20 protein-coding genes are annotated in these 23,961 nt (G+C 66.0%); 10 read left to right on the forward strand and 10 right to left on the reverse strand.

Annotation, left to right across the window (positions count from 1 at the left end; all coding sequences use genetic code 11):
* Window positions 1–29 precede the first annotated feature (29 nt).
* Window positions 30–818 (forward strand): thiazole synthase, encoded by a 789-nt coding sequence (locus R0382_RS08645; RefSeq protein ID WP_432723948.1) that lies wholly within the window; start codon window positions 30–32, stop codon window positions 816–818.
* Window positions 819–895: 77 nt separating this feature from the next.
* Here R0382_RS08645 and R0382_RS08650 read toward each other — a convergent pair whose 3' ends face one another.
* Window positions 896–1,873, reverse strand: a complete 978-nt coding sequence (locus R0382_RS08650; protein ID WP_432723950.1) for an MBL fold metallo-hydrolase — start codon at window positions 1,871–1,873, stop codon at window positions 896–898.
* A 399-nt stretch (window positions 1,874–2,272) separates the two neighbouring features.
* Here R0382_RS08650 and R0382_RS08655 point away from each other — a divergent pair, with 399 nt between their 5' ends.
* The 4 genes from R0382_RS08655 to R0382_RS08670 all read left to right on the forward strand — a co-directional run bounded on the left by R0382_RS08655 (window position 2,273) and on the right by R0382_RS08670 (window position 5,312).
* Window positions 2,273–2,746 (forward strand): GNAT family N-acetyltransferase, encoded by a 474-nt coding sequence (locus R0382_RS08655; RefSeq protein ID WP_432723952.1) that lies wholly within the window; start codon window positions 2,273–2,275, stop codon window positions 2,744–2,746.
* Window positions 2,747–2,800: 54 nt separating this feature from the next.
* Window positions 2,801–3,280, forward strand: a complete 480-nt coding sequence (locus R0382_RS08660; RefSeq protein ID WP_432723953.1) for a GNAT family N-acetyltransferase — start codon at window positions 2,801–2,803, stop codon at window positions 3,278–3,280.
* Between the two features lie 111 nt (window positions 3,281–3,391).
* Window positions 3,392–4,078 (forward strand): tRNA (guanosine(46)-N7)-methyltransferase TrmB, encoded by a 687-nt coding sequence (trmB, locus tag R0382_RS08665; RefSeq protein WP_432723954.1) that lies wholly within the window; start codon window positions 3,392–3,394, stop codon window positions 4,076–4,078.
* A gap of 88 nt (window positions 4,079–4,166) precedes the next feature.
* Window positions 4,167–5,312, forward strand: coding sequence for a flagella assembly protein FlgT middle domain-containing protein (locus R0382_RS08670; RefSeq protein WP_432723955.1), 1,146 nt, complete (start codon window positions 4,167–4,169; stop codon window positions 5,310–5,312).
* A 130-nt stretch (window positions 5,313–5,442) separates the two neighbouring features.
* On the opposite strand, the gene R0382_RS08675 is transcribed toward R0382_RS08670, so the two are convergent.
* From R0382_RS08675 to R0382_RS08695, 5 genes are all read right to left on the reverse strand, one after another.
* A complete protein-coding gene (locus R0382_RS08675) occupies window positions 5,443–6,192 on the reverse strand; it encodes an SPOR domain-containing protein (RefSeq protein ID WP_432723957.1) in 750 nt (249 codons plus the stop codon).
* Between the two features lie 22 nt (window positions 6,193–6,214).
* Window positions 6,215–6,946 (reverse strand): type III pantothenate kinase, encoded by a 732-nt coding sequence (locus R0382_RS08680; RefSeq protein ID WP_432723959.1) that lies wholly within the window; start codon window positions 6,944–6,946, stop codon window positions 6,215–6,217.
* Window positions 6,943–7,899, reverse strand: coding sequence for a biotin--[acetyl-CoA-carboxylase] ligase (locus R0382_RS08685; protein ID WP_432723961.1), 957 nt, complete (start codon window positions 7,897–7,899; stop codon window positions 6,943–6,945). The genes R0382_RS08680 and R0382_RS08685 overlap by 4 nt, the downstream gene beginning before the upstream one ends.
* Window positions 7,900–8,106: 207 nt before the next feature.
* Window positions 8,107–8,640 (reverse strand): ATP-dependent protease subunit HslV, encoded by a 534-nt coding sequence (gene hslV, locus R0382_RS08690; RefSeq protein WP_432723962.1) that lies wholly within the window; start codon window positions 8,638–8,640, stop codon window positions 8,107–8,109.
* A gap of 75 nt (window positions 8,641–8,715) precedes the next feature.
* On the reverse strand, window positions 8,716–9,918 hold the full coding sequence (locus tag R0382_RS08695) for an STAS domain-containing protein (RefSeq protein WP_432723964.1): 1,203 nt from the start codon (window positions 9,916–9,918) through the stop codon (window positions 8,716–8,718).
* Between the two features lie 152 nt (window positions 9,919–10,070).
* Between R0382_RS08695 and R0382_RS08700 the strand changes: the two genes are divergently transcribed.
* The gene (locus R0382_RS08700; RefSeq protein WP_432723966.1) at window positions 10,071–13,721 is read left to right on the forward strand and encodes a DUF748 domain-containing protein; all 3,651 of its coding nucleotides are present in this window, start codon (window positions 10,071–10,073) and stop codon (window positions 13,719–13,721) included.
* Between the two features lie 84 nt (window positions 13,722–13,805).
* On the forward strand, window positions 13,806–14,843 hold the full coding sequence (locus R0382_RS08705; protein WP_432723968.1) for an FUSC family protein: 1,038 nt from the start codon (window positions 13,806–13,808) through the stop codon (window positions 14,841–14,843).
* A 126-nt stretch (window positions 14,844–14,969) separates the two neighbouring features.
* Here the strand turns inward: R0382_RS08705 and R0382_RS08710 are convergent, their stop codons facing one another.
* Entirely contained in the window at window positions 14,970–15,893 is a 924-nt protein-coding gene (locus R0382_RS08710; protein ID WP_432723970.1) for a LysR family transcriptional regulator, read from the reverse strand.
* Window positions 15,894–15,988: 95 nt separating this feature from the next.
* On the opposite strand from R0382_RS08710, the gene metE reads away from it, so the two are divergent.
* Window positions 15,989–18,337: a 5-methyltetrahydropteroyltriglutamate--homocysteine S-methyltransferase gene (gene metE, locus R0382_RS08715; RefSeq protein WP_432723972.1), complete on the forward strand. Its 2,349-nt coding sequence runs from the start codon at window positions 15,989–15,991 to the stop codon at window positions 18,335–18,337.
* Window positions 18,338–18,381: 44 nt separating this feature from the next.
* Window positions 18,382–18,672 carry a hypothetical protein gene (locus R0382_RS08720; protein ID WP_432723973.1) on the forward strand — a complete coding sequence of 97 codons (291 nt, stop codon included), beginning with the start codon at window positions 18,382–18,384 and terminating at the stop codon, window positions 18,670–18,672.
* A 23-nt stretch (window positions 18,673–18,695) separates the two neighbouring features.
* Here the strand turns inward: R0382_RS08720 and R0382_RS08725 are convergent, their stop codons facing one another.
* On the reverse strand, window positions 18,696–19,526 hold the full coding sequence (locus R0382_RS08725; protein WP_432723975.1) for an SAM-dependent methyltransferase: 831 nt from the start codon (window positions 19,524–19,526) through the stop codon (window positions 18,696–18,698).
* Between the two features lie 192 nt (window positions 19,527–19,718).
* Here R0382_RS08725 and R0382_RS08730 point away from each other — a divergent pair, with 192 nt between their 5' ends.
* Entirely contained in the window at window positions 19,719–20,282 is a 564-nt protein-coding gene (locus R0382_RS08730; protein WP_432723977.1) for a hypothetical protein, read from the forward strand.
* Window positions 20,283–20,419: 137 nt separating this feature from the next.
* Here R0382_RS08730 and R0382_RS08735 read toward each other — a convergent pair whose 3' ends face one another.
* On the reverse strand, window positions 20,420–21,079 hold the full coding sequence (locus tag R0382_RS08735) for a hypothetical protein (protein WP_432723978.1): 660 nt from the start codon (window positions 21,077–21,079) through the stop codon (window positions 20,420–20,422).
* A gap of 21 nt (window positions 21,080–21,100) precedes the next feature.
* A complete protein-coding gene (locus R0382_RS08740) occupies window positions 21,101–23,956 on the reverse strand; it encodes a peptidoglycan-binding protein (RefSeq protein ID WP_432723980.1) in 2,856 nt (951 codons plus the stop codon).
* Window positions 23,957–23,961: the final 5 nt, after the last annotated feature.

Genomic DNA, 23,961 nt, shown 5'->3' on the forward strand with positions numbered 1-23,961 from the left:
ACCGCCTTATTGCTTCAAAAGGGAAAAGCATGTCTGACGTCTTCCAGATCGCCGGCAAGAGCTACAACTCGCGCCTCTTGGTCGGTACCGGCAAGTACAAGGATTTCGACGAAACCCGCCGGGCAATCGATGCCTCGGGCGCCGAGATCGTCACCGTGGCGATCCGTCGGGTCAATATCGGCCAGAACGCGAACGAGCCGAGCCTGCTCGACTACCTGCCCCCAAGCGAATTCACCTACCTGCCGAACACCGCCGGCTGCTACAGCGCCGACGATGCAATCCGTACGCTGCGGCTGGCGCGGGAGCTGCTCGACGACCACAAGCTGGTGAAGCTTGAAGTGCTCGGCGATCCGAACACGCTGTACCCGAATGTGCGCGAAACGCTCAAGGCCGCCGAAGTGCTGGTCGGCGAGGGCTTCGACGTGATGGTCTATACGTCGGACGATCCGATCATCGCCCGCGAACTCGAGCAGATCGGCTGCTGCGCGATCATGCCGCTGGCGTCGCTGATCGGCTCGGGCATGGGCATTCTGAATCCGTGGAATCTGCGGCTGATCATCGAGCAGGCCAAGGTGCCGGTGCTGGTCGACGCCGGCGTCGGCACCGCGTCCGACGCGACCGTCGGCATGGAGCTCGGCTGCGACGGCGTGCTGATGAACACCGCGATCGCCGCCGCCAAGGACCCGGTGCGGATGGCGCATGCGATGAAGCTGGCGGTCGAAGCCGGGCGTGAGGCCTTCCTCGCCGGGCGGATGCCGAAGAAGCTCTACAGCGCCGATCCGTCGAGCCCGCTGTTCGGGATGATCGGCAGCAAGTAATCGGACGCGGGCGGCGCACACGCCGCCCGTCACCCTGATGAGGCGCCCGCCAGCTGAGCGGGCGCGGGCTTCAGGGCTTATTGGTTCACGCGGTTGCAGCTGGGGTAGGGCCCGCACAGCGAAAAATCGCGGAACCAGCGCTGGACGATGCTGCCGTCCGCGGCGCGGTCGCGGCTGGCGTCGAGCAGCTCGAGCAAATGGCCGCGAGACAGCGCCAGCGGCGCTTCGTACGGCGCATAGGTCGTGCCGACCGGATAGTCCGCATAGGCCGCCTTCTGCTCGACGTGGGTGCCGAGGACGTGGGTGACGATCTTGCCACGGGTGAAATCCACCAGCCGTTGCACGCTGGCGGTGAAGACATCCGGATCACCGTTCACATAGATGCGGCCCGGGTACAAGGTGTCGCCGGTCAGCAGGATGCCGGTCTGGCGGTCGTACACGGCGATGCTGGTCGCGTCATGACCGGGGATCGGGATGATGTCGAGCACGCGCTGGCCCAGATCATAGGCGGCGATGCTGTCGGGCCAGCTGCCGATGCCGAATGCCGTCTGCAATGCGCTCACGTCGCCGGGCGGTACCAGCGTCACGTTCGGCAGGCCGGCGAACTGGAAGTCGCCGTAGGTATGGTCGCCGTGCGAGTGCAGGTGGCTGACGACGAGCGGGATGGTGCGACGCTGATTGCGCAGCAGCCAGCCGGCAATCACCCGTTGTACCACGGCCGCGACGTCGGGCCTGCCCGCCACAGCGTGAGACCCCGCGCCGGTGTCGAACAGAATCGCTTTGTCCTGACCGAACAGCAGATAGAGGAAGGGCTTCTCGTCATTCACGCAGCCCGATTCGCGCAGGATGAACAAATCTTCGTTGTAGGCATGGACTTGAAACTCCGGCGACAAACGCGTGCATTGCGGGCTGCCCGAACTCCAGGCGATGGGCAGGGTGCCGGGGCGCACTTGCGAAACAAGCTCGGCGGCGACGGCCGTGGCGCTGCCGGTGAGGGTGGCGAAGCAGAGGCAGCCGAGAAGCAGCCGGAAAGCGGGGCGATAGGTGTTGAGCATCGTTTAGGGGCCTCGGATTGAAGATGGCACATCGAATCGAGCGATACGTGCTTGCGTGCTGGTTGTGAAATGACTGGAAATGAACGCTTTCCAGGTGCTTTCGGTTGTTGTTCGTCGCTGGAAGGCATGGCGCCTTGCCGAATGGATTTATAGCCGCTGAACCGGTCATGGGCAGGCCAGTCGCGCGGCAGGGCGACACGCCGCTCAAGCGCACTACCAGTCTGACCCGGCTGTTCGGTCCAGTGCGTGAATCCAGATCCGCCGCGCGCTGGACCTGTACTGGTGCCGGTTTCCACGCGTATTGATCGCAACGTCGTCGTCTCGCGCGCAGCAATAGCCGTTGCCACCGGTATTCGCTGACGTATATCTTGCATCTCTTTCGTTTTTCCGGAGAACACGATGCAGGCCGTCACCGGATTCACCATCCCCCCCTGCAGCGTCCGTTACGCCAGCCTCGATGATCTGGCCGCGTTGACGCGGCTGTTCGATGCTTACCGGCAGTTCTACAAGCAGTCGAGCGATCTGGACGGCGCGCGGGCCTATCTGGGCGAGCGGCTGGCCTTGCGCGAGTCGGTGCTGTTGCTGGCCGAGCAGAATGCGCAGCCCGTCGGCTTCGTACAGCTGTTTCCGCTGTTCTCGTCGGTCGGGATGCAACGCGTCTGGCTGCTCAATGACCTGTTCGTTTGTGAAACGGCGCGCGGAAATGGCGTGGCCCGGGCGCTGATGGCCAAGTCGCGCGCGCACGCGGTGGCGACCGGCGCGGTCAGCTTGCGACTGTCGACGGCGCATACCAACGCCGCCGCGCAGGCGCTGTACGAATCGCTGGACTATCAGCGCGATACCGCGTTTCAGGGCTATGCGCTGAAGCTGTAGTATCGCGCTGTCTTTGGTCTTACAATCTGGCGCTTTTTTGACCAGGAGCGCCCGATGGCGAATACCTCAGACCAAGCCGGACCGCGCAGCGACGTCGTCGTGCGCTACGCCAGCCTTGACGATCTCGACGTACTGGCGCCGCTGTTCGACGCCTATCGCGTGTTCTACGCGCAGCCGAGCGACCCTGCCGTTGCGCACGGCTTTCTGGCCGAGCGCCTGAGCCTGCGCGAGTCGGTCCTGCTGCTGGCCGAGGCCGACGGCGTGGCCTGCGGTTTCATCCAGCTCTACCCCTATTTCAGCTCGATTGCAGCGACGCGGGCGTGGAGCCTGATGGATCTCTACGTGACCGAATCCGCGCGCGGTGCCGGCGTTGCGCGCGCGCTGATGAACAAGGCCACCGAGCATGCCCGCCAGACCGGCGCCTCGCACCTTGAGTTGTCGACCGCCCATGACAATATCCGCGCGCAGGCCTTGTACGAATCGCTCGGCTACGAGCTCGATACCGTCTACCGCTACTACAGCTTGCCGCTCTGAGGTACTGCGGCCGGCGGGGAACGCCGGTTATAATCGCCCCATCGTTGAAAAGCGCCGCTTTGCGGCGCTTTTGCTTTGAATACTGATTGGAATGGGTGATTGGAAAGCGTCATGGAAAATCCAAACTATATGCGCCGCATCCGCAGCTTCGTGCTGCGTCAGGGCCACCTGTCGGCCGGGCAGGAACGCGCGCTGGCCGATTTCGGCCCGCGTTTCTGCATCCCGTACGCCGCCGAAGCGCTCGATCTGACTGCGGCATTCGGCCGAGAAGCGCCGCGCGTGCTCGAAATCGGCTTCGGCATGGGCCAGGCGACCGCCGAGATCGCCGCCGGCCGTCCGGATACCGATTTTCTTGGCGTCGAGGTGCATACGCCCGGCGTCGGCAGCCTGCTGAAACTGATCGGCGAGCAGGAAATCGGCAACATTCGCATCGTTCAGCACGACGCGGTCGAGGTGCTGGAACACATGCTCACGCCGGACTGCCTCGACGGCGTGCACATCTATTTCCCCGACCCGTGGCACAAGAAGCGCCACAACAAGCGCCGGCTGGTGCAGCCCGATTTCATCAAGCAGCTGCTGTCGCGCGTCAAGCCGGGCGGCTATCTGCATCTGGCGACCGACTGGGAAGACTACGCGGTGCAGATGCTCGAGGTGCTCTCCAACGAGCCGCTGCTCGAGAACACCGCCGACGGCTACGCCCCGCGTCCCGACTACCGGCCGCTGACCAAGTTCGAGAACCGCGGCATCAAGCTCGGTCACGGCGTCTGGGATCTGGTGTTCCGCCGCAAGGCCGGTTGAACCGGGGACGGATGGCGCGCGTTTCGCCGCTGTGCAAGCAGTGTTAACAGGCCCTAAACTCGCAGCATCGCCCACCGGAAATTCGCGCATGTCCATCGCCCGCTACGCCGCCATGCTCGTCCTGCTTCACGGCGGCGCGCTGGCGGCCGACGACGTCACCATCACGCCGCTGGACGGCTCGACCCTGGGCCGGCAGACGGTTGACGTCGACCGGGCGCTGGCGGCGACGACGACGCCGCGTGCCGAGCCTCTGCCCGCTGCCGCGCCGGCACCGGAGGCTCCCTCCGTGCAACCGGCCGCCGAAGCGGCGGCCGTCCGCCAAGCGCCGCCGCAGCGCTTGTTCAAGCGTTCGGTCGTCGTGCTGCCCTTCGTGGTGCGTCAGCCGAGGCAGATCGCCGATCTGCCGCAGTTCCTCGAAGGCACGCAGGACATGCTGCGGCGCAGCCTCGATCTTGGCGGCAAGCTCAATGCGCGGATCGCCCCGGGTGAGGGCGCTTTCATGCTGCTGCCGGGCAGCGTCGACGTGCAATGGAAGCCCGAGCGCGTGCGCGAGCTGGCGCGGCGCTATGGCAGCCAGTTCGTCATCGCCGGCGTCGTCGACGACGCGTCGACCGAAGGGACACGTTTCATGCCGGCGATCGGTACGCAGGTGAAGCCGGGCGAAGCCAAGCTTGCGCTCGATCTGCCGGTGATCAACTTCCTCGGCCTCGGCGTCAAGCGCACGCCGTCGTCGCGGCGTTTCGATGCCACGCTCTATCTGTTCGACGGTGTATCGGGGGCGATGCTTGGCCGCTATCCGCTGCAGGCGACCGCCAGCGGCGACGTGCTCGGCGACCCGCGTCAGGCGGTGGCCGGGGTCAGCTTCGTCAGTGGCGATTATGGTCAGGTGGTTGCCGCGCAGCTGGGTGGCGCAGCCGATGTCATTGCCGAAAAAATCCGTTGCCAGCCGTTTTCGGCCCGGATCGTCGGTCTTTCGCAAGGCCAGGTCGTGCTCGACGCCGGCACCGCGGTGGGGCTGCGGCCGGGCGATACGCTGCAGCTGTACCGGCTGCGCAGCTTCCAGCTGCCGGTCGACAGCCTCAACGGCGATCCGGCGCAACGGCTTGGCATGATCGAGGATCGTGGTGGCGTGCTGACCGTTGAACAGATCCAGCCCTTGATCTCGCTGGCAACGGTGGCCGGCCCGCAGCCCGAGGTCGGCGACTATGCGCGCTGGGACGGCGCGGGACACTGAGATATCCCGTTCGTTGCCCCCTGAGGAAGCTTGTTTTCGGGACGCCCTGCCGGAGCGTGGGCAGGATCGAACTGCTGTAGCGCTTGCCTCCGGGCATGGGGTCCAAACGCTTTACATGCCGGCGCCGCCCTTACTTGCAGGCGGTTTCCTGCAACTGGGTGCCGCGCAGCTGCGCACTGGCTTTCTGCAGTTTCTGCTGCTGCTCCGGCGTGACCTTGGCGGTGACAAAGCTGGTCGGCTTCAGGCTGTCATCGCGTTCGCGGACCACTGCCGAGCGCACGCCTTTGGCCTGCAGCTGCGCCAGCCGGCGTTCGCCGGCTTCGCGGCTTGAGTACACACCGAGCGAAATCGCGTTCTGCCAGCGTTTGCCGTCGTTGACGACCAGATAGTCGTCGATGCCGAGTTCGGCCAGTTGTGCGGCTTTTTGTTTGGCGGTGTCGAGGTCGGCCATCGGCGGGATGTAGACCCAGACACGGGCATTCTCGGCGCTGCTGTGTTCCTGCGCGGCGATGCCGAGCGCCTTGAGCCTGCCGCGTGCGGTATCGACATCGGCGCCGCTCAGGCCGGCCCAGCGCATGCAGACGCCGGCGGTGTCGGCCTGCGCCTGCGCTGGCGGTGTCGGTTTGGGGCTAGGCTTCGGAGTCGGAGTCGGAGTCGGAGTCGGAGTCGGAGTCGGAGTCGGAGTCGGCTCGGGCTGGCTGGCCGGTGTCGGCGCCGGCGGCACCGGGGTGTTGTCGATCTGGGCGAGGTTGACCGTCTTGACCTGGCTCGCGGCGATTTCGGCTGCGCGTACCTCGCCGCCCGGCCGGTTGGGGGCAAGGCGGGTATAGCCGAAGTACAGCAGGTTGAGTGCGACGAGCGCGGCCAGAAACCATTTCATCGTGCGGCTATCCGTGGTCGGTTCAGGCAAAGGCCAATGCGGCCAGCCCGTGAAGCACGAGATTATCGACGAGCGTTGCCGGTGTGTTAAGCAAGGCCGTCAGTTGTGATGCATCGCCGCCCGCCAGCAACAGCCGCGGCGTTTCGCCGCGTGCCTGCAGACGCGCGACCATGGCGTCGACGCTGGCCGCCAGCGCGGTACGGATGCCGGTTTCGATCGCGTCTTCGGTCGACGTCGGGTAATCGTGGAGGCTGCCTTCGGCATCGGGCAGCCGGGCGGTGCCGGTCGCGAGCGAGCGCTTCATCAGCCGGTAGCCGGGCAGGATCATGCCGCCGAGAAACACGCCATCGGCCGTCAGCGCGTCGACGGTCAGCGCGGTGCCGGCACTGGCGATGACCAGCGCCTCACCGGGAAACCGAGCCCGTGCGCCCAGCACCGCAGCCCAGCGGTCGGGGCCCTGCTGCTCGAGCCGACGGTAGCGGTTGTCGACGCCGAGCGCGTGGCGCGACGGAGTCAGCCAGGCGATCTTGCAGCCCCAGTGTGCGGCGGCGAAGGCGTCGAGCTGTTCGCGCAAGGCCGGTGCGGCCACGCAGGCGCCGTGTACCGCAGTCGGTGTTGGCAGCACCCGCCAGACGGCAAATGCGCTATCGAGCTGATCGTGCGCGGCATCGCCCTCGGCGTGCCAGTCGTCGGCCGCATCGGCCGTGGCCCATTTGAGCCGCGTATTGCCGAGGTCGAGAAAGAGCATGCTCATCGCGTCGGCTCCGTGCGCCGCAGGCTCAGATCGCCGGTATGGACGAGCAGTTCACCGTTGGCGGTGCTCAGCCGCAGCGAACCGTCGTCGGCCAGCCCGGCCAGCGTGCCGCTGCGGCGGCTGCCGTCGGGCGCAACGAGTTCGACCTGCTGGCCGTGCCAGGCGCTGAAGGACTCCCAGCGCGGCTTGAACGGGGCAAAGCCGCTGCGGGTGAATTCGCCCAGACCGCGCTCGAGCGCCGCCAGCAGCAGTGCCAGCAACGCGTTGCGCTCGGGTACCGGGCCGTGTTCGGCCAGGCCGGCGCAGGCCTGATCGGTGACCGCCGCCGGTGCGACCAGATTGAGACCGATGCCGATGACGGCGTCGGTCGGGCCCATCGCATCACCGGCGATCTCGATCAGGATGCCGCCGACCTTGGCGCCGTCCAGCAGCAGATCGTTGGGCCACTTGAGTTTGACGCCGCTGACGCCTGCGTCGCGCAGGGCCTCGGCGACGATGGCGCCGACCGCCAGCGACAATCCGGACAGACTGGCGGTGCCGCCTTCGAAGCGCCACGCGAGCGAGAACATCAGGCTGCCGCCGAGCTGGGCCAGCCAGCGGCGGCCCAGCCGGCCGCGACCGCCGTCCTGCCACTCGGCGACCAGCGCACTGGCATGGGCCGGCGCGGCCAGCAGGCGGCGATTGGTCGAGTCGGTGCGCTGGACGATGTTGACGTCGATCCGGCTGCCTTCGGGCAGTGCGGCCAGTACCTGCGCGCGGTCGAGCCAGGCGATCGGCGTGCTCAGCTTGTAGCCGGCGCCGGTGCGGCGGGTCAGCGTGATGCCGTAGTCTTCGGCGCTGGCAAGCGCGGTCGAGACACTGGCGCGGGAGACGCCGAGCGACGCGGCGATGTCGGCGCCGGAGGTGAATTGCTCGGCGCTGAGAAAGTGCAGACAGGTAAGGGTATCGGCCATGGCGGCGATTTTAGAGCAGCGGGCAAAAACCTGCAGGCGGCGTTGTACCGAAACGGTGATCGCGCGGTCTGCAAGCGGATGAACAACACCCCGCCAGTCGCTGGTCCGAGCCCTGGACAACGGCGAGCTGGCGGTTACGCCAGAGGCAACAACGCCCCGGTGGTGATTCTGCCGGGGCGTTGGCCAGTCGAACAACGATGCTTGCGCTTAGAGCGTTTCGATCGTGTGGTTCTGGTTGGTGTAGATGCACAGGTCGCCGGCGATCTCGAGCGATTTCTTCACCACGACGTCGGGCGGCAGCTCGGTATTGAGGAACAGCGCGCGTGCGGCCGATTCGGCGTAGGCGCCGCCCGAGCCGATCGCGGCGATGCCTTCCTCGGGCTCGAGCACGTCGCCGTTGCCGGTGATCACCAAGGTCTGGGTCTTGTCGGCGACGATCAGCATCGCTTCGAGCCGGCGCAGCATCCGGTCGGTGCGCCAGTCCTTGGCGAGCTCGACCGCGGCGCGGGTCAGCTGGCCCTGGTGTTTTTCCAGCTTGGCCTCGAAGCGTTCCATCAGCGTGAATGCGTCGGCGGTGCCGCCGGCGAAACCGACGATGACGCGATCGTTGTAGAGCTTGCGCACCTTGCGCGCCGTGCCCTTGATGACGATGTTGCCGAGCGTGACCTGGCCGTCACCGCCGACCGCGACGTGCTCGCCGCGTCGGACCGATACGATCGTGGTGCCGTCAAATTGCTGCATGCTGTGTCCCGCCGGAATGAATGATTCAAAGCAAATGGGGCCCCAAGGGCCCCGGTTCAAGAGCGTGCGCCAGCGTTACGATTGCCGACTGATGCTGACGAGGTCGGCGATGCCCATCAGCCGCATCAGCCCGAGCACCAGCTCGTTGACGCGCGAAAACGTCACCGTTTGCCCGCGGGCGAGCGTTTCCATCGTCAGATTGAGCAGTTGACCGCCGGTTTCGAAATCGACGCGGGTGACGGCGGCGAAATCGAGCGTCGGCTTGCCGTGCTGGCGGATGAATTCGCGCATCTGCGCCAGCGCCTGCGGCGCGCCGTCGGCGAGTACGCCGCTGATGATCAGGCGGTCCGGCGACGTTGGCGACGGGGTCGGTGTCTGCGCGGCCTGGGCCGGCGCCTTGGCAACCGGCTGTTTCGGCACCAGCTTGTCGTCCCACGATGGTGGCGAGACTTCGAAGGTGATCGCGTAATCGATGGCGATCTCGTCGAAGCGGTCGGCGTTGCCGGTGGCCTGCATCAGCTCGATCAGCAGCAGCCAGAACGGCGCTTCGGCGGGCAGGCGCCGGCCGGTCTCGATCTTGCCGCTCAGCAGTTCGACGATTTCGTTTGCCCCCAGTACTTGCAGGACGGCGCCCTGCTTGCGGGTGCGTGGCCACAGCGACAGCAGTTCGGCGGCGGCAAAGGGGTCGATTTCGGTCACCTTGGTGAAATCGAGGCGCACGGTATTGCCGGGTTTGCACGCGTCGATCAGTCGGTCGAGCTCGCGCTCGAAGCTGTTGGCGTTCAGTTGCGCCGGCAGCGCGATATAGCTGCCGCCTTGCGCCGGCGCGGTATCCGGCGTCGCGACGCCGCCGCGCCACAGCGGCGGCGAGATCTCGAACTCGAGGACATAGGCGAGCGCCAGATCGTCGAAGGCCTTGCGGTCGCCGGCCTGCTGGTACAGCTCGAACAGCATCAGCCAGCTTTCGGTACGGCGCTGGCCGGCGATTGCAGGCAAATGGCCGACAAGTGCCTTGATCGCGAGCGCGATCTGGTCATTGGCGTGCAGCACCACCGCTTCTTCCTCGGCGGCGCTCAGGTGCGACGCGGCTTCTTCGACCTCGATCGACAGTTCGCTGAGGTTGTAGCTTTCGGACGCCGGCGTGTCGGCAGGCTTGGCGGCGACCGGTGTCGTTGCGGGTTCGAGCGGCCGGGCGATCGTGGTCGTCGATTGCTGCTGTTGCGTGGCAGGCCCGTTGCTGCCGGGGCCGGCGTCTTTCTTGCGGAATAGGGAGAACACCACGGCGCGAATTCTTTTAACGGCTGGATTCCCGATTTTAAGCGCTTGCTTGCCCGAATCAAAGCGCGGGATCAAGGGCACGAAGCCAAATCCGCTCGAAGGCAGTGGCGAGCTAAAATGGCAGGAAGAATATCGACGGCGAGGTCAGGCTCATGAAACCGGTAGCACTGCGACAGCGCGTGGGACGCCTGTTCGAAGGCAAGCGGCTGCGCAAGCTCGGGGTCATCGCGTTGATTGCCGTCGTATTGATCGGCGCGCTCGGTGCCGGCCTGCTGCCGTGGCTGGCAAAGCCACGGCTCGAGACGGCGCTGTCACAGGCGCTCGGCGGCCGGCCGGTCGAGATCGGCAAGCTCGCGGTCAATCCGTTCACGCTAACGGCCCGCATCGAGGATTTCCGGGTGCTCGAAGCCGGCAAGCCGGTGCTGGCATTCAAGCAGGTCGAGGCCAATGCCACGCTCAAATCGCTGTGGCGGCTGGCGCCGGTGCTCGAATCGCTGACGATTGATCAGCCGTATTTCCGCCTCGTCCGACTGGGGCAGAATCGCTACAACATCTCCGATCTGATCGACAAGGCACGGGCAGCGCCGCCGTCGGAAGGCGAACCGCAGCGTTTTGCCGTCTACAACATCCGCATCAACGGCGGCCGCGTCGATTTCGATGACCGGTTGTTGCGCCAGCAGCACAAGATCGACGCGATCGACCTCGGCGTGCCGTTCGTGTCCAATCTGCCGGTGTTTGTCGATACCGATGTCGAGCCGAAACTGTCGCTGAAGCTCGACGGCGCGCCGTTCGCGCTCAGCGGCACGACCAAGCCGTTCGAGGATCGCCGCGAGACGCGCCTGGCGCTGAACTGGAAAGGGCTCGATCTGGCTCGCTTCTGGGAGTACGTGCCGGTCAAGCTCAACGGAACGCTGACGTCGGCCAAGCTCGACAGCGATCTGCAACTGGTGTTCAGCCAGGGCAAGACGCAGACGCTGAGGCTGGATGGCAAGCTCGCGCTCAATGCATTGCGTTTCGTCGGCGACGGCAACGCGCCGCTGCTGTCGGTTGCGGCGATCAAGGCCGAGGCGCAGCAGATCGAGCCGCTGGCCGGTGTCTATCGTTTGAAATCGCTGAATATTGTCGCGCCGCAGTTGAGCGCCAGCCGCGATGCAGCCGGCGTGCTCAACTGGCAGCTACTGCTGCCGCCGACGAGCCCCGCGGTCAAGCCGGTACCCGCCGCATCGGCGGTTGCGGCCAAGCGGGATGGGACGGCCGCTGCGCTGCGCTACAGCATCGGCCGCTTCACGCTCGACGATGGCCGGATCGACTGGCGCGACGCCGCGGTCAGCCCGGCGATGTCAATGGCGCTGACCGGCGTGAAACTGCACGCCGACGGGCTGGGCAGCGACGCCAAGGCGCCGGCCAAACTCGAATTCGCCGCCGACGGCAGTCATGGCGAAAAGCTCGCGGCCACATCACAGCTGACATTGACGCCGCTGGCGGCGAACGGCACGTTTTCGGCCGAGGCCTTGCCCGTGGTCGATTACCTGCCGTACTACCGCGATTACACGCATGCGCAGCCCGAAGCCGGCACGCTGGCCGTGGCCGGCAAATATCATTTCGCCACCGGCGAGGCCGGGCCGCGTTTCGGCATCGACGACGGCACACTGCACGTTGCCGGGGCACGGTCGACGCTCGACAAACAGCGGGTGATCGACGTCGATGCGCTCGATGTTGGCGGCATCCGCTACGCCAGCGACGACAACACCGTGAACATCGCCAGCGTCGGACTCGACGGTGGCGCGATCAAGCTGGTGCGGCAGGCCGACGGCACGCTCAATCTGCAGAATCTGGCCAAGACCGCCGCGGTCGCGACCGACAAGGGCGCCTCACACCGTGCGGCGAAGGCCGACAAGCCGGTTCATGTGCTGGTCGATCAGATCGCGCTGAAGCAGCTCAAACTCAGTTTCGAAGACCGGACCCTGCCCAAGCCGGTGCCACTGGTGTTCGACCGGATCGCCCTCGATGCCGGGCCGTTCGCCTGGCCCGACGTGGTGACGACGCAGCTCAAGTTGTCGGCGCGCAACGGCGCGGGCAGCCTGGCGACGCAGGGCGCGCTGAAGCTGCTGCCGCTGTCGGGCAAGCTGAAGATCGATGCGCGCAGCCTCGACGCGGCGCCGACCCAGCCCTATTTTGCGCATTACCTGAATATCGACCTCGTCAGCGGCCGGGTGTCGGCAAAGGGCGATCTCGATTTCGATACCGCGTCCGGCTTCAAGGGCCGTTATCGCGGCAACGCCGGCATCGGCCGACTGCACGCGATCGACCGCAACAGTGGCGAAGACCTGCTGCGCTGGGGCAATCTGGCCTTGAACGGCATCGATACGCGCTTCGATCCGCTGAACATCGCCGTGCGCGACGTCAACCTCAGCGATTACTACGCGCGGCTGGTGCTGACCGAGAAGGGCCAGCTCAACCTCAAGGACATTGCCGCCGGCGACAATACCGGCCCGGTCTCGGACGAGGTCGCCGCCGCGGCGAAAGCCAGCGACAAGGCCAGCGAGACCAAGACCGTGGGCGGCGCGCGGGTACGCGAGGCCTCGCTGCCGGCCGCCGCACCCAAGCCGGTGACGCCGGTGCGCGTCGACAAGATCACGCTGCTCAAGGGCCGGATCAACTACACCGACCTGTTCATCAAGCCGAACTACACCGCCAACCTGACCGATATGGGCGGCACGATCACCGGCCTCAGCTCGGTCGACGATACCCGCGCCAAGCTCGACCTCAAGGGCAGTGTCGACCGGATCGCGCCGGTGACGATTTCGGGTGAGCTGAACCCGCTGGCGCAAAAGCGCTACATCGACATCAAGGCCGGCGTGAAGGGCTACGAGCTGGCGTCGGCGTCGACGTATTCGGCCAAGTACGCCGGTTACGGGATCGAGAAGGGCAAGCTGTCGATGGACGTGCATTACAAGATCGACGACAACAAGCTCAAGGCCGAGAACAAGCTGTTGCTCGACCAGCTCACGCTCGGCGACAAGGTCGACAGCCCGACCGCGACCAAATTGCCGGTGAAGTTCGCGCTCTCGCTGCTGACCGACCGGCGCGGCCAGATCAACGTCAACCTGCCGATTTCGGGCTCGCTCGACGATCCGGATTTCAGCGTCGGCGGACTGATCGTCCAGGTCATCGTCAACCTGCTCGAAAAGGCCGTCACCGCGCCGTTCGACCTGATCGCCTCGGCGTTCGGCAACGGGCCGAGCCTGTCCTATGTCGGCTTCGAGCCGGGTTCGGCGCGGCTCGAACCGGCGTCGCAGGACGGCGTGAAGCAGCTGGCGCAGGCGCTCGGCGACCGGCCGGCGCTCAAGCTCGAAATCACCGGCTGGGTCGACCGCGACAAGGACGTGACCGGGCTGCGCGAGCGGATGATCCGGCAAAAAATGCGCGTGCTGAAGGCCAAGGATGCGTCGCAAGGCGGTGAATCGGTCGACGACATCAAGATCAGCGACGCCGAGAAGCCCGAGTTGCTCAAGCGCGTCTACAAATCGGCCGACATCAAGAAACCGACCAATGCGATCGGCCTGAGCAAATCGCTGCCCGACGACGAGATGGAAAAAATCCTGCTGGCCGAGTTGCCGGTCACCGACACCGACCTCGCCCAGCTGGCCGACCGGCGCGCGCGCAGCGTCAAGGATGCGCTGCTCGCGGCCGGCGTCGCCGAGGAAAGGCTGTTCCTGACCCGCGCCAAGCTCGACGCGAGCGCCAAGGACAGCGAGAAGGACAAGGGGCCGAGCACCCGGGTGCAGTTCAAGCTGCAATAGCGCCGATGCAGAGGCTTGATCCGGATCGGTGTGCGTTGCGCCGTTTCATGGCAGGGTAGTGATTTCGCATCACGGAGCACGGCCATGACGTTTCGCGACCGACTGTCCATCCTGTCGATCTCGCAGGAAGGACGCTTCGTCAAGCTGCTGCTCGCCTTGCTGCTCGGCTACGGCCTGCCGACCCTGTTCGGCGCCAAACCGTATATCGCCGAAACGATGGCGTCGTCGGCCTGGCTGGCGCTCGGGCTCGGGCCGTCGATCGAAACGTCGAAGAAATACTTCTTTCAGCGATCGATGGCCAATCTGGTGCCGATCCCGATCGGCCTGCTGCTGTATCCGCTGGTGCCCGAACCGATGGCGATCATCGTGCTGGTCGCCATCGTCATGTTCGTGCTGGTCAAGCGTTTTCCGGATGCCTTCCGCCTCACCAGCATGGGGATCGCGATCTGCCTGGTCGCCGGTTTCGGCCGCGATCTGGCTGCGGCAGAAGGGCGGATGTTCGCCGTCGCGGTCGGCATGGCGATCGGCTTTCTGGTCGAACTGCTGGTGCTGCCGCCCGATCAGGGCTACCGCTTCCACCAACTGGCGCATCGCGGCAGCAGCCAGCTGGCGGCGCTGTTCGAGGCCATCGTCGCGACGCGCTCGCTCGACAGTCTGACGCCGGCCTGCCTCGACTCGCTGACGCAATCGCAGCTGGAAACCCGTGCGCAGCTGGCCAACTTCAAGGCCGACTACGGTCCGCGTGGCCGCCGCCACTTGCGCCGTTACGGCAAGGAGGCGGCGCTGTTCGAGTACCGGCTGGCGCTGATCGACAGCGGCACCGGCCTGCTGCGCAAACTCGGCGATAGCCGCGAGCTGTTCGTACTGCTCGAGCCGTCGTTCCGCGACCACGTCTTCGCGCATCTGGCGCAGATTCATCAAGTGCATCAGCAGCTGGCGGCGTACTTCGAACACCGCCGCAGCGAGCCGCCGGCCCATCGCTATCTCGACACGCCGTACACCCCGGCCGACAGCGCCAATCCGTTCAATATGGTGCTGCAGGGTGCGCTGATGGAGCACCAGCGGCTGCTGGTGCGGAGCGTCGAGGCGATCCGCGAAGCGGTCGTGAACCTGCTCCAGTAGGCCGGCGAGCCAAAGCAGGTCGCTTGCGCCCGGAGCGCAGAAACGGAATGGACTGGAGGTCCATGAGGATTTCGAGCACCGGACGAAAGAGAGATGCGCAGGCGTAGCGGACTCATGGGGCGGGTTCTACAGCGTCAGCTGAATCCCCGGCAGCTCCGCCGCACTGACCTCGCGGACGATGTCGACGAAATCGCTGAGATACGCGGCGTCGGCGCGCTCGAACGGCATTGCCGCGTACAGCCTGGCCGTCAGCCCGCCTTCGGTCACCGGTTTGGCGGCGACATAGCCGCGATCGAGGTAGTGCTGGACGCTCCAGCGCGGCAGCGCGGCGATACCGCGGCGGCTGGCGACAAGCTGCAGCATTGCCACCGTCAGCTCGGTCGTCCGCCGCTTCGGGTTGACGCCGGCCGGTTTCAGCACCTGGCGGACGAGATCGAGCATGTCGTCGGGCACCGGGTAGGTGATCAGCGTCTCCTCAAGAAAATCCTCGGCCGCCAGCCAGGCCTTGGCGGCAAGCGGATGATCGTTGGCGACGAGGGCGACCATGTCGTAGGCGAACAGCGGCGCGTAATGGATGCGCGCTTCGGCATCGACGTCGGAGACGATGGCCAGATCGGCTCTGTCGTCGAACAGCAGCCCGACCGGATCGGCGTGAAAGCCCGAGACGATGTCGAGTTCGACCTCGGGCCAGCGGCCGCGAAAGGTGTCCATCGCCGGCATCAGCCAGTCGAAACAGGTGTGACATTCGACCGCGATGCGCAGGCTGCCGGCTTCGCCTTCGCGCAGCTTGGCGATGTCGCGCTCGGTGCCGGCGATCTGCGGCAGCACGCTGTCGGCCAGCGTCACCAGCCGCTCGCCGGCCGGCGTGAGCTTGAGCGGCGCCGATTTGCGCGCGAACAGCGGCATCGCGTAATGCTCCTCAAGCTGGCGCAACTGGTGCGACAGCGCCGACTGCGTCAGGTGCAGCCGTTCGGCCGCGCGGGTCAGGCTGCCGGTGTCGCGGATCGCCGCCAGCGTTTTCAGGTGACGCAGTTCGAGTATCGATTGCATGAGCGGGTTTCACATTAATTCTGAAAATAATGAGTTTGAATCATAAGTGTCGGCACGCGCATCATGCAAGTCACTCATACAAATGGATGAATGAAATGACTGTTGCTCATGTTCTGGGTTTCCCGCGCATCGGTGGCCAGCGCGAACTGAAGTTCGCGGTCGAAAGCTTCTGGCGCGGCGAATCGTCCGAAGCCGAACTCGCCGCCGTCGGTGGCAGCTTGCGCCGTCGTCATTGGGATTGGCAGAAGGCCGCCGGCCTCGATTTCGTCGCCGTCGGCGATTTCGCCTGGTACGACCAGATGCTGGGGACCGCCGCCTTGCTCGGCGCGCTGCCGGCGCGTTTCGGTTTTGACGCCCGGAACCTGAGCCTGAAACAGTATTTCGAGCTGGCGCGCGGCAACGTCGGCCAGCCGGCAATGGAAATGACCAAGTGGTTCGATACCAACTACCACTACATCGTGCCCGAACTCGACGCGGCGACGGCATTCGACGGTGGCGTCGACTGGCTGTTCTACGAGATCGACGAAGCGCGCTCGCAGGGCCACCAGGTCAAGCCGGTGCTGGTCGGCCCGCTGACCTTCCTCTATCTGTCGAAGACCAAGGCCGCCGGTTTCGACAAGCTCGAACTCCTGAACAAGATCGTCCCGGCTTATCGCCGCATTCTGGAAAAGCTCGCCGCGCGCGGCGTCGAATGGGTGCAGATCGACGAACCGATTCTGGCGCTCGAACTCGAGCCGCAATGGCAGGCGGCCTTCGTGCCGGCCTACCGCGAACTGGCCACGGCCGGCGTCAAGCTGCTGCTGGCGACCTACTTTGACAGCGTCGTCGAGCATGCCGCGCTGATCAACGCACTGCCGGTTGCCGGTGTGCACATCGACCTGACCCGCGCACCGGCACAGCTCGACGCGCTGCTGCCAGGCTGGCCGGCAGAGCGCATCCTCAGTGCCGGTGTGATCGACGGTCGCAATATCTGGGCCGCCGACCTGACGGCCAAGCTGGGCCAGCTCGAAGCCGCAAGGGCGCAGCTGGGCGAGCGGCTGTGGGTGTCGGCCGGCAGTTCGCTGCTGCACAGCCCGGTCGATCTGGATTCGGAAGATCAGCTTGATGCCGAGCTGAAGTCATGGCTGGCGTTTGCCAAACAGAAACTGGCCGAAGTCGCCGTGCTCAAGCGCGGGCTGGCCGTGGGCCGCGCCGCGGTGAAGGCCGAGCTGGCAGCCAGCGATGCCGTTGCGCACAGCCGCGCGACGTCGAGCCGCATCCACAATCGCGCCGTCGGCGCCCGCCTGGCCGCGCTGGTCGCCAGCGACGCCGAGCGTCACAGCCCGTATGCGCTGCGTGCCAATGCGCAGCGCGAATGGCTGAAGCTGCCGCTGCTGCCGACGACGACGATCGGCTCGTTCCCGCAGACCAAGGACATCCGCGCCGCCCGTGCCGCCTTCAAGCGCGGCGCGCTGGCCGAGGCCGACTACGTGGCGGCGATGCAGGCCGAGATCCGTCTCGCGGTCGACAAACAGGAAGCGCTGGGGCTCGACGTGCCGGTGCACGGCGAGGCCGAGCGCAACGACATGGTCGAATACTTCGGCGAACAACTGGCCGGTTTCGCCTTCACCCGCTTCGGCTGGGTGCAGAGCTACGGCAGCCGCTGCGTGAAGCCGCCGGTGATCTTCGGTGATGTGTCGCGCCCGAAGCCGATGACCGTCGAGTGGAGCCGCTACGCGCAATCGCTGACGCCCAAGCCGATGAAGGGCATGCTCACCGGCCCGGTGACCATCCTGCAGTGGTCCTTCGTCCGTGACGACCAGCCGCGCCGTGACACCGCATTGCAGATCGCGCTGGCGATCCGCGACGAGGTCGTCGACCTCGAAACCGCCGGCATCAAGGTGATCCAGATCGACGAGCCGGCGTTCCGCGAAGGCCTGCCGCTCAAGCGCAGCGACTGGGACACGTATCTGGAATGGGCCGGTCGCGCGTTCCGGATCTCGGCGTCGGGTGTCGTCGACAGCACGCAGATCCACACCCATATGTGCTATTCGGAGTTCAACGACATCCTGCCGGCGATCGCCGCGATGGACGCCGACGTGATCACCATCGAGACCAGCCGCTCGGACATGGAGCTGCTCGAAGCCTTTGGCGAATTCGCCTACCCGAACGAGATCGGCCCCGGTGTGTACGACATCCACAGCCCGCGCGTACCGGACGTCAGCGAAATGCTGCGGCTGATCGCCAAGGCGCTCGACGTGGTGCCGGCCGAGCGGCTGTGGATCAACCCGGACTGCGGCCTGAAGACCCGCGGCTGGCCAGAAACCGAGGCGGCACTGGCGAATATGCTGGCCGCAACGGTCGAGGCCCGCAAGGCGATTGCCGAGGGTCGCAAGCTGGTGGTCGACGCGGTCAATGCCTACAAGGTGCACGAACACGGCGGCAACTGCGGCTGCAACGCGTAAACCAAACCGCCCCGAGAGGGGCGGTTTTTCGTTGGGGGAATGCCATGTACGCCCAAATCATGCGCTTCCGGCTCAAGGATGCCGATAGCCGGGCGGCGTTTGTCGAGCTGACTCGGCAGATGCATCGCTGGCTACAGCCCGGGTTTACCGCCTACGAATTGTATGAAGGCGCTAAAGGTTGGCTGGACCGGATCGCCTGGTCCGACCGGGCCGCGTGCGAGCGCGGGCTGGACGACTTCCTCGCCACCGGCATCGCCCGGCAAATGCTGGCTCTGGTCGATGACGATGTCGACGTGTTCTTCGGCCGGCACGTCATCGCCAGCGCGCCGGGCTGAACCTTGGCGCTGGCCGGGGCAGATCAGGGGGCGCGGGCGACGATGCGGATGCCGCCGAGCCGGCCGCCATCGAACAGCGCCGCCATGATCTTGTAAAAGTGGTCGAGCAGCGCGTGGTCGGCCTCACCATGAATGCCGATCAATCGGGCGCGATCGTCGCGCCAGAAGGCCGCCCGCTGCCGGCAGAACGCGCCCCATGCGGCGCTCGGATCATCGATCTGGACGTCGACAAAGCCGGCGGCTTCGAGATCGGCGGCGTAGTCGGCCACGGTGGTCAGCGTGACGCCGTGAACGGTGTTGCGCATCGCATCGGCCTCGGCCGCATTTAGTGGCGCGAGCAGGCAGAAATCCTCGATATACAGACTGCCGTCCCGGCACAGCGCAGGACGCAGTCGTGTCAGCAAACGTCGGCGTTCGGGGATGTGCAGGATCGCCAGCCAGCTGACGACGGCATCGAATCGGCCAGGAGCGAAGTCGGCGGTTAGCGCGTCGCCGCATTGATGGTCGATGGAGCGAGCCAGGCCGCAGCGCTGCGTCAGCCGGCTGGCCTGCAGATGGAGCGCCTGCTGCAGTTCCAGCGCGGTAACGTGAGCGCCGAGCGTGTGCGCAAGGTAGCGGGCTGGTCCGCCAAGACCGGCGCCGACGTCGAGCACGCGGCTGTGCGATCCGAGCCGCAGCCGCTGTACCGCCGCTTCGACTGCGGCCGTGCCGTGATAGTGATACTGGTCATAAGGAAACAGCTGCTCGGCTGTGAGGTTCGAGCTGGCCGCAATCCCTTGCGCCGCCAGTTCGGCGTCGATGCGATGTACGTTCTGATAGAGCGGCATGGCCGCGATGGTCTGTGTTTCTTCCATAGTGATTTCCCGTTCCTGCGAATTGGCCGGCTTGGGCGAATGCAGCTGGTTGCAGCGCTTGCATGCGCTGCAATTTAGGCAATTGCGGCGGGCCGCGCCGTCTGGCCGGCCGGTTGTCCGAAAACAGGCGCGGTTGCGAAGGCTTGCTGCCATAGCGGAAACAGACGGAGCTGGCGCATTGGCGAGCAGGGCATGGATACAGATACCGAAAAGGGTTCGTGGTGGAAAACGCTTCCCGGCGTTCTTTCCGGCGTCGCCGCCGTGATCGCGGCCTTGGGCGGATTGATTGCGGTGCTGTCGCAATCGGGCTTCTTCGACCAAAAGAAGGTCGCCGCCGTGGCACCGGTACCCAGTGAGGCGCAGGCGCCTCCCAGCGCCCCGGCGGCGGCCGAAGCGAAGCGCATGGACCGGCCGAGCGAGGCCAGCGCCGAGCAACAGCTGCACTTGCTCGCGCAGGCCAATATCCGCAATAGCGTCGGCGACGCCACCATGCGCAAATGGCTGGCCGATTCAAACTGGTATCGCCAACTGGCCCGGGAAAGCCTTGCCCTGGTCGGCAATCGGCGCTTGATCCGCGATGGCGCCGATCTGGACAAGGTCAGCTTCTATTACGTCGAATCGCTGGGTTTCAAGAGCGAGAACGACTTGCCGGCCGATCACGCGATCAATCGCGGCAAGCTGACGCAGGCTGTCGTCGATGCGTACAACGACAGCAATGGCGTCAGCGCCAGGTCGCTGCAGGAAATACTCGAGTAGGCGTGCTACGGGGCGCGATCGAGGCTCGTGTGTCGTTCAGAGACATCGCTACGGGTGCGCCTTTGGGCACGACATGCGTGCCGGCAAGCTCAGCCTGCCCGGCCAGCGCGAGGCGGCCGGGCCGAGCTTGCAGATTCTCAAGGCAATTCGATTTCTGCCCAGTACTGCACCGCATACTCGCGGTTGATGGCCGTGGGTGGGCGGATCAGCCTGACCTTGGTTCCCCGGGGGACGACGCCGAGGCTTTTGCGTGCGCGGAAGTAATCGGCATCGTTGGACGGCAGGCCGTCGCGGACGACCATATTGCCGAGCGTCAGGTATTCGGTGCCGGCACCGAGTTGCTCGGGCGGCACCGACACCGGCTGGCCGGTACCGAGCGGGGCCAGCATCGGTTTGTTCCATTGCGATTGGTAATCGCCGATCCAGATGAAACCGCGCTGCTTGGGTGCATCGGGGACGAGCGGGGTCGACAGCGTGGCAAGCTGCGCGGTCTGGTCGGATACGGTTTGCGCCGCCTGAAAAACCGTCGACTTGGCTTGCGCCGATTGCGTGTCGCCAGCGGGCGAGTGCTTTTTCAGCTCCTCGATGGCGACCAGGGCACCGTTGAGCTTGCTGGCAAGCTCGGTGATTTCGCCCTTGGCCTCCTGGGTGAACTTGACGCCGCTGGGGGATATCTCCGCTACCGGGCCGAAACTGATGCCCAGCGCATACTTGCCGGCGATCAGCGCCAGCAGGATGGAAAAAATCGTCACCGGATACTTCAACAGTTCGATGACGGCGGATCGGTCCAGAGCCATGGGATGACCTCCGTTGGAGAGCTAGAACCCGCGCAGGTCATCGACCGGCAGGGCCAGCGCATCGTTGCCGGTGATCTGTTTCAGCGTCTGGCCGATCACGTCGACGTTGTTGTCGAAGCTGCCGTGAGTCGCGGCGATCGTGCCGTCCGGGCTGACCCTGGCGCGGGCGTCTCGCCAGACGTGCAGCCGCTTGGCGCCGCTGGCATCGGCCCAGGCGCGGCGCCAGTCGTTGACGATGTCGAAGGACGTCGACGAGCCGTCCCAGTCCCGCGCGCCGGTGGTCGAGAACACCTTTTCCAGCCCGAGAATGGGGGTGCGCTTGTCGGCTTCGAGCGCGTTGCTGACCAAGTAGAGCAGCGACTTGCGATAGATTTCGGCGACGGTGTCGTTGCATTCGTTGTCGTCGCTGAGCACATGCAGATGCAGCCGTTTCATCAGGTCCTGATGCGGCGTGTAGTGCCGGTTGGCGAAGGCCACCGTGCACGCGGGCGCGTACAGATGGATCGAACTCAGCCGGTCGCCGAGGTCGAGCTGGGCGAAGCGGTCGAGCAGGTGGCCGAGGATGATCGAGCCGGCCGAGTGGCCGACCAGGTGGATTTCCAGCTTGTCGCCCCAGATGTTCGCCAGTGCTTGCAGCGCCAGCGCGAGCAGGTCGCCGCCGCGTCCACGCTCGACCGAGAAAGCGGCGTTCTCCTTCATCTCGCTCCAGATCGGCCGGGCGAGCGGTCGGCCGATGACCGTTTCGACGAGCGCATCTTGCTGGTCGGCGAAAAAATCGCCGATGCCACGTTCGGCGCCGAACAGGCCACCGCGCAGTTGGTCGATATGGTCGCCGATGATCTGGCCGATCGATTCGAGCAGGCCGGTTTTCCAGACCAGAAACAGCGGATAGCAGCCGTTGCCGCTGAAGTAGGGACCCATCGCGCGGGCGCGCTTGAGCGCGGCCTCCTCGCTGTTGAGGCCGCCGTGAGCGTAGACGACCAGCCGTTTGACCTCGCCCGGCTGGGTGCGGAACCACAGGTCGGGCAGCGTACAGGCCTGGGCGCGTAGCGAGCGTTGCAGTTCGTCCTCGGCGATGAAGCGCGCGATGCGGCCGTCGTTGCCGCAGATGATGCTGTGCCTCGCGGTCGTTTCGTCGTCCCAGCTTGTCGCTGCGGCACCGCTGAGGCCGGCGTCGCGACGCGGCCGCGGGACGCGCTGACCGGACAGATTGCCGGGTACGCCGAGGGCGGCCACCCAGGCGTCCATCGCGTTGGCGAGCCAGTCGGCGTAGCTGAGCACGGCGAAGCCGCCTGCGCCCCATGCCTCGCCCCACGAGTTCTGCACGACGAAGCCGGTCCGGTTGAAGCCGACCAGCGCGAAGGCGTGCCCGCCCGACAGCGATGGTCGCTCGTCGAAATCGATCTGCGGCAGTTCGGCGTGCGATTTCGGTGCCTTGGTCCGTGCAACGCTGGCCCAGCCGGGGTGGGTATACGCCGAGACGTAGATCGCGCCGACCTCGGTGATTGCCGCCTGCAGGTCGACCAGCGCCTTGGGGTCGATCCGGTAATAGACGCCGAGCGTGGTTTCCAGCGCGGCGTCGATCCAGCCCGGATTCGGCGACGTGTCCTCGCCGGGCTGATAACGCCAGTCGCGCTCCGGACACACGCCGTGGCGATGCCAGCCCCGCAGCGCGCCGCGACAGCTCGAGCCTTCGTAATCCTCGCCGTCGTACTCGTCGTAGCGGCGTGCGAATGCATACAGCATCCGCGGGCTGACCGAGTCGGTGGTCTTGCCGTCGTTGGCGCGCCAGCGCAGGTAGTTGATCACGCAGGCGAGGCCGAAGCCGGTGCAGGCGCCTTCCTCGCCCTGATTCAGCACCAGCCCGGCCTTGGTGTAGGCGGGCAGCAGCACGGCAACGTCGGCGTCGTTCGGATGCTGCGGTGGCAGCGACTGCACGCGGGGCAGGTAGAGCCGGTCGCGCAGGTCGACGCCATCGCGGACGACGGTGAGGGTCTCGGGCACGGTAAAGCCCTTGGCCTTGCCGGCGGCGAGCCCCGCCCGGACCGGGCCGAGCGCCGCCAGTCCGCGGCGGTAGGCGTCGGTGAAGCGGTCGAGCCCGTGACTACCGCCGTTGACGAGCTTGCGCGCCTTCTTCAGGTCGTCGCTGTCGAGGGCGTCCTTGATCGCGTCGCGCTTGGCGGCGAGGAAGGCCGCGAGCAGGCAGGCGGCAACCTCGGGGGCGTTGGCCAGTTCGGATTGCCCGACGAGATCGACGTCCAGCCGGGTGCCCAGCCGGGTGTAGTTGTCCCGGCCGGTCAGCTGCACATAGCCGCGGCCCTTGAAGCGTGCGCCGTCGCCGGGCTGGTTGTTGCCGAGGTTCTGGCCGATCCGGGTACCGGGGTCGTAGGCGCTGAAAGGCGGTTTGCCGGGCTCGGTATTGAACTTCGAGATTCCTTCGCTGATCGGGACGAAACCCTCGGTTTCGGCGCGGATCGTCGCCAGCGCCATGCAGACCAGTTCGCGCTCGATCAGGCCCGCCGCCCGCAGCGCCGCCATCACGTAGGGCAGGTTGCGTTCGATGTTCGACGCCTTGGTCGCCGGGAACATCTTCTGCACCGCCGCGGTGTTGACCTGCACCTGTGCGGGCTCGCTTTGCAGCAGCCCGAGCTCGCCGAGCACGCGCGGGCCGGCGATGCCGTCGGCGACGAAACCGGCGCTGCCCTGCCATTGCTGCAGCGCGGCTTCGGTATCGGCATCGAAGCCGTCGTTGCCGTCGAGCAGCCCGGGGAACAGTGACGGCGCGATGCCCGTCTGTTCCATGGCCTGGCGCAACGCCTGTTTCAGCGCTGCGACCGCGGCCCCTTGATGGCCGCGAATCAAGAGTGAGCCTGTCATGGCAC

This window comes from Jeongeupia wiesaeckerbachi (assembly GCF_050916355.1).
Lineage (GTDB): Bacteria > Pseudomonadota > Gammaproteobacteria > Burkholderiales > Chitinibacteraceae > Jeongeupia > Jeongeupia wiesaeckerbachi.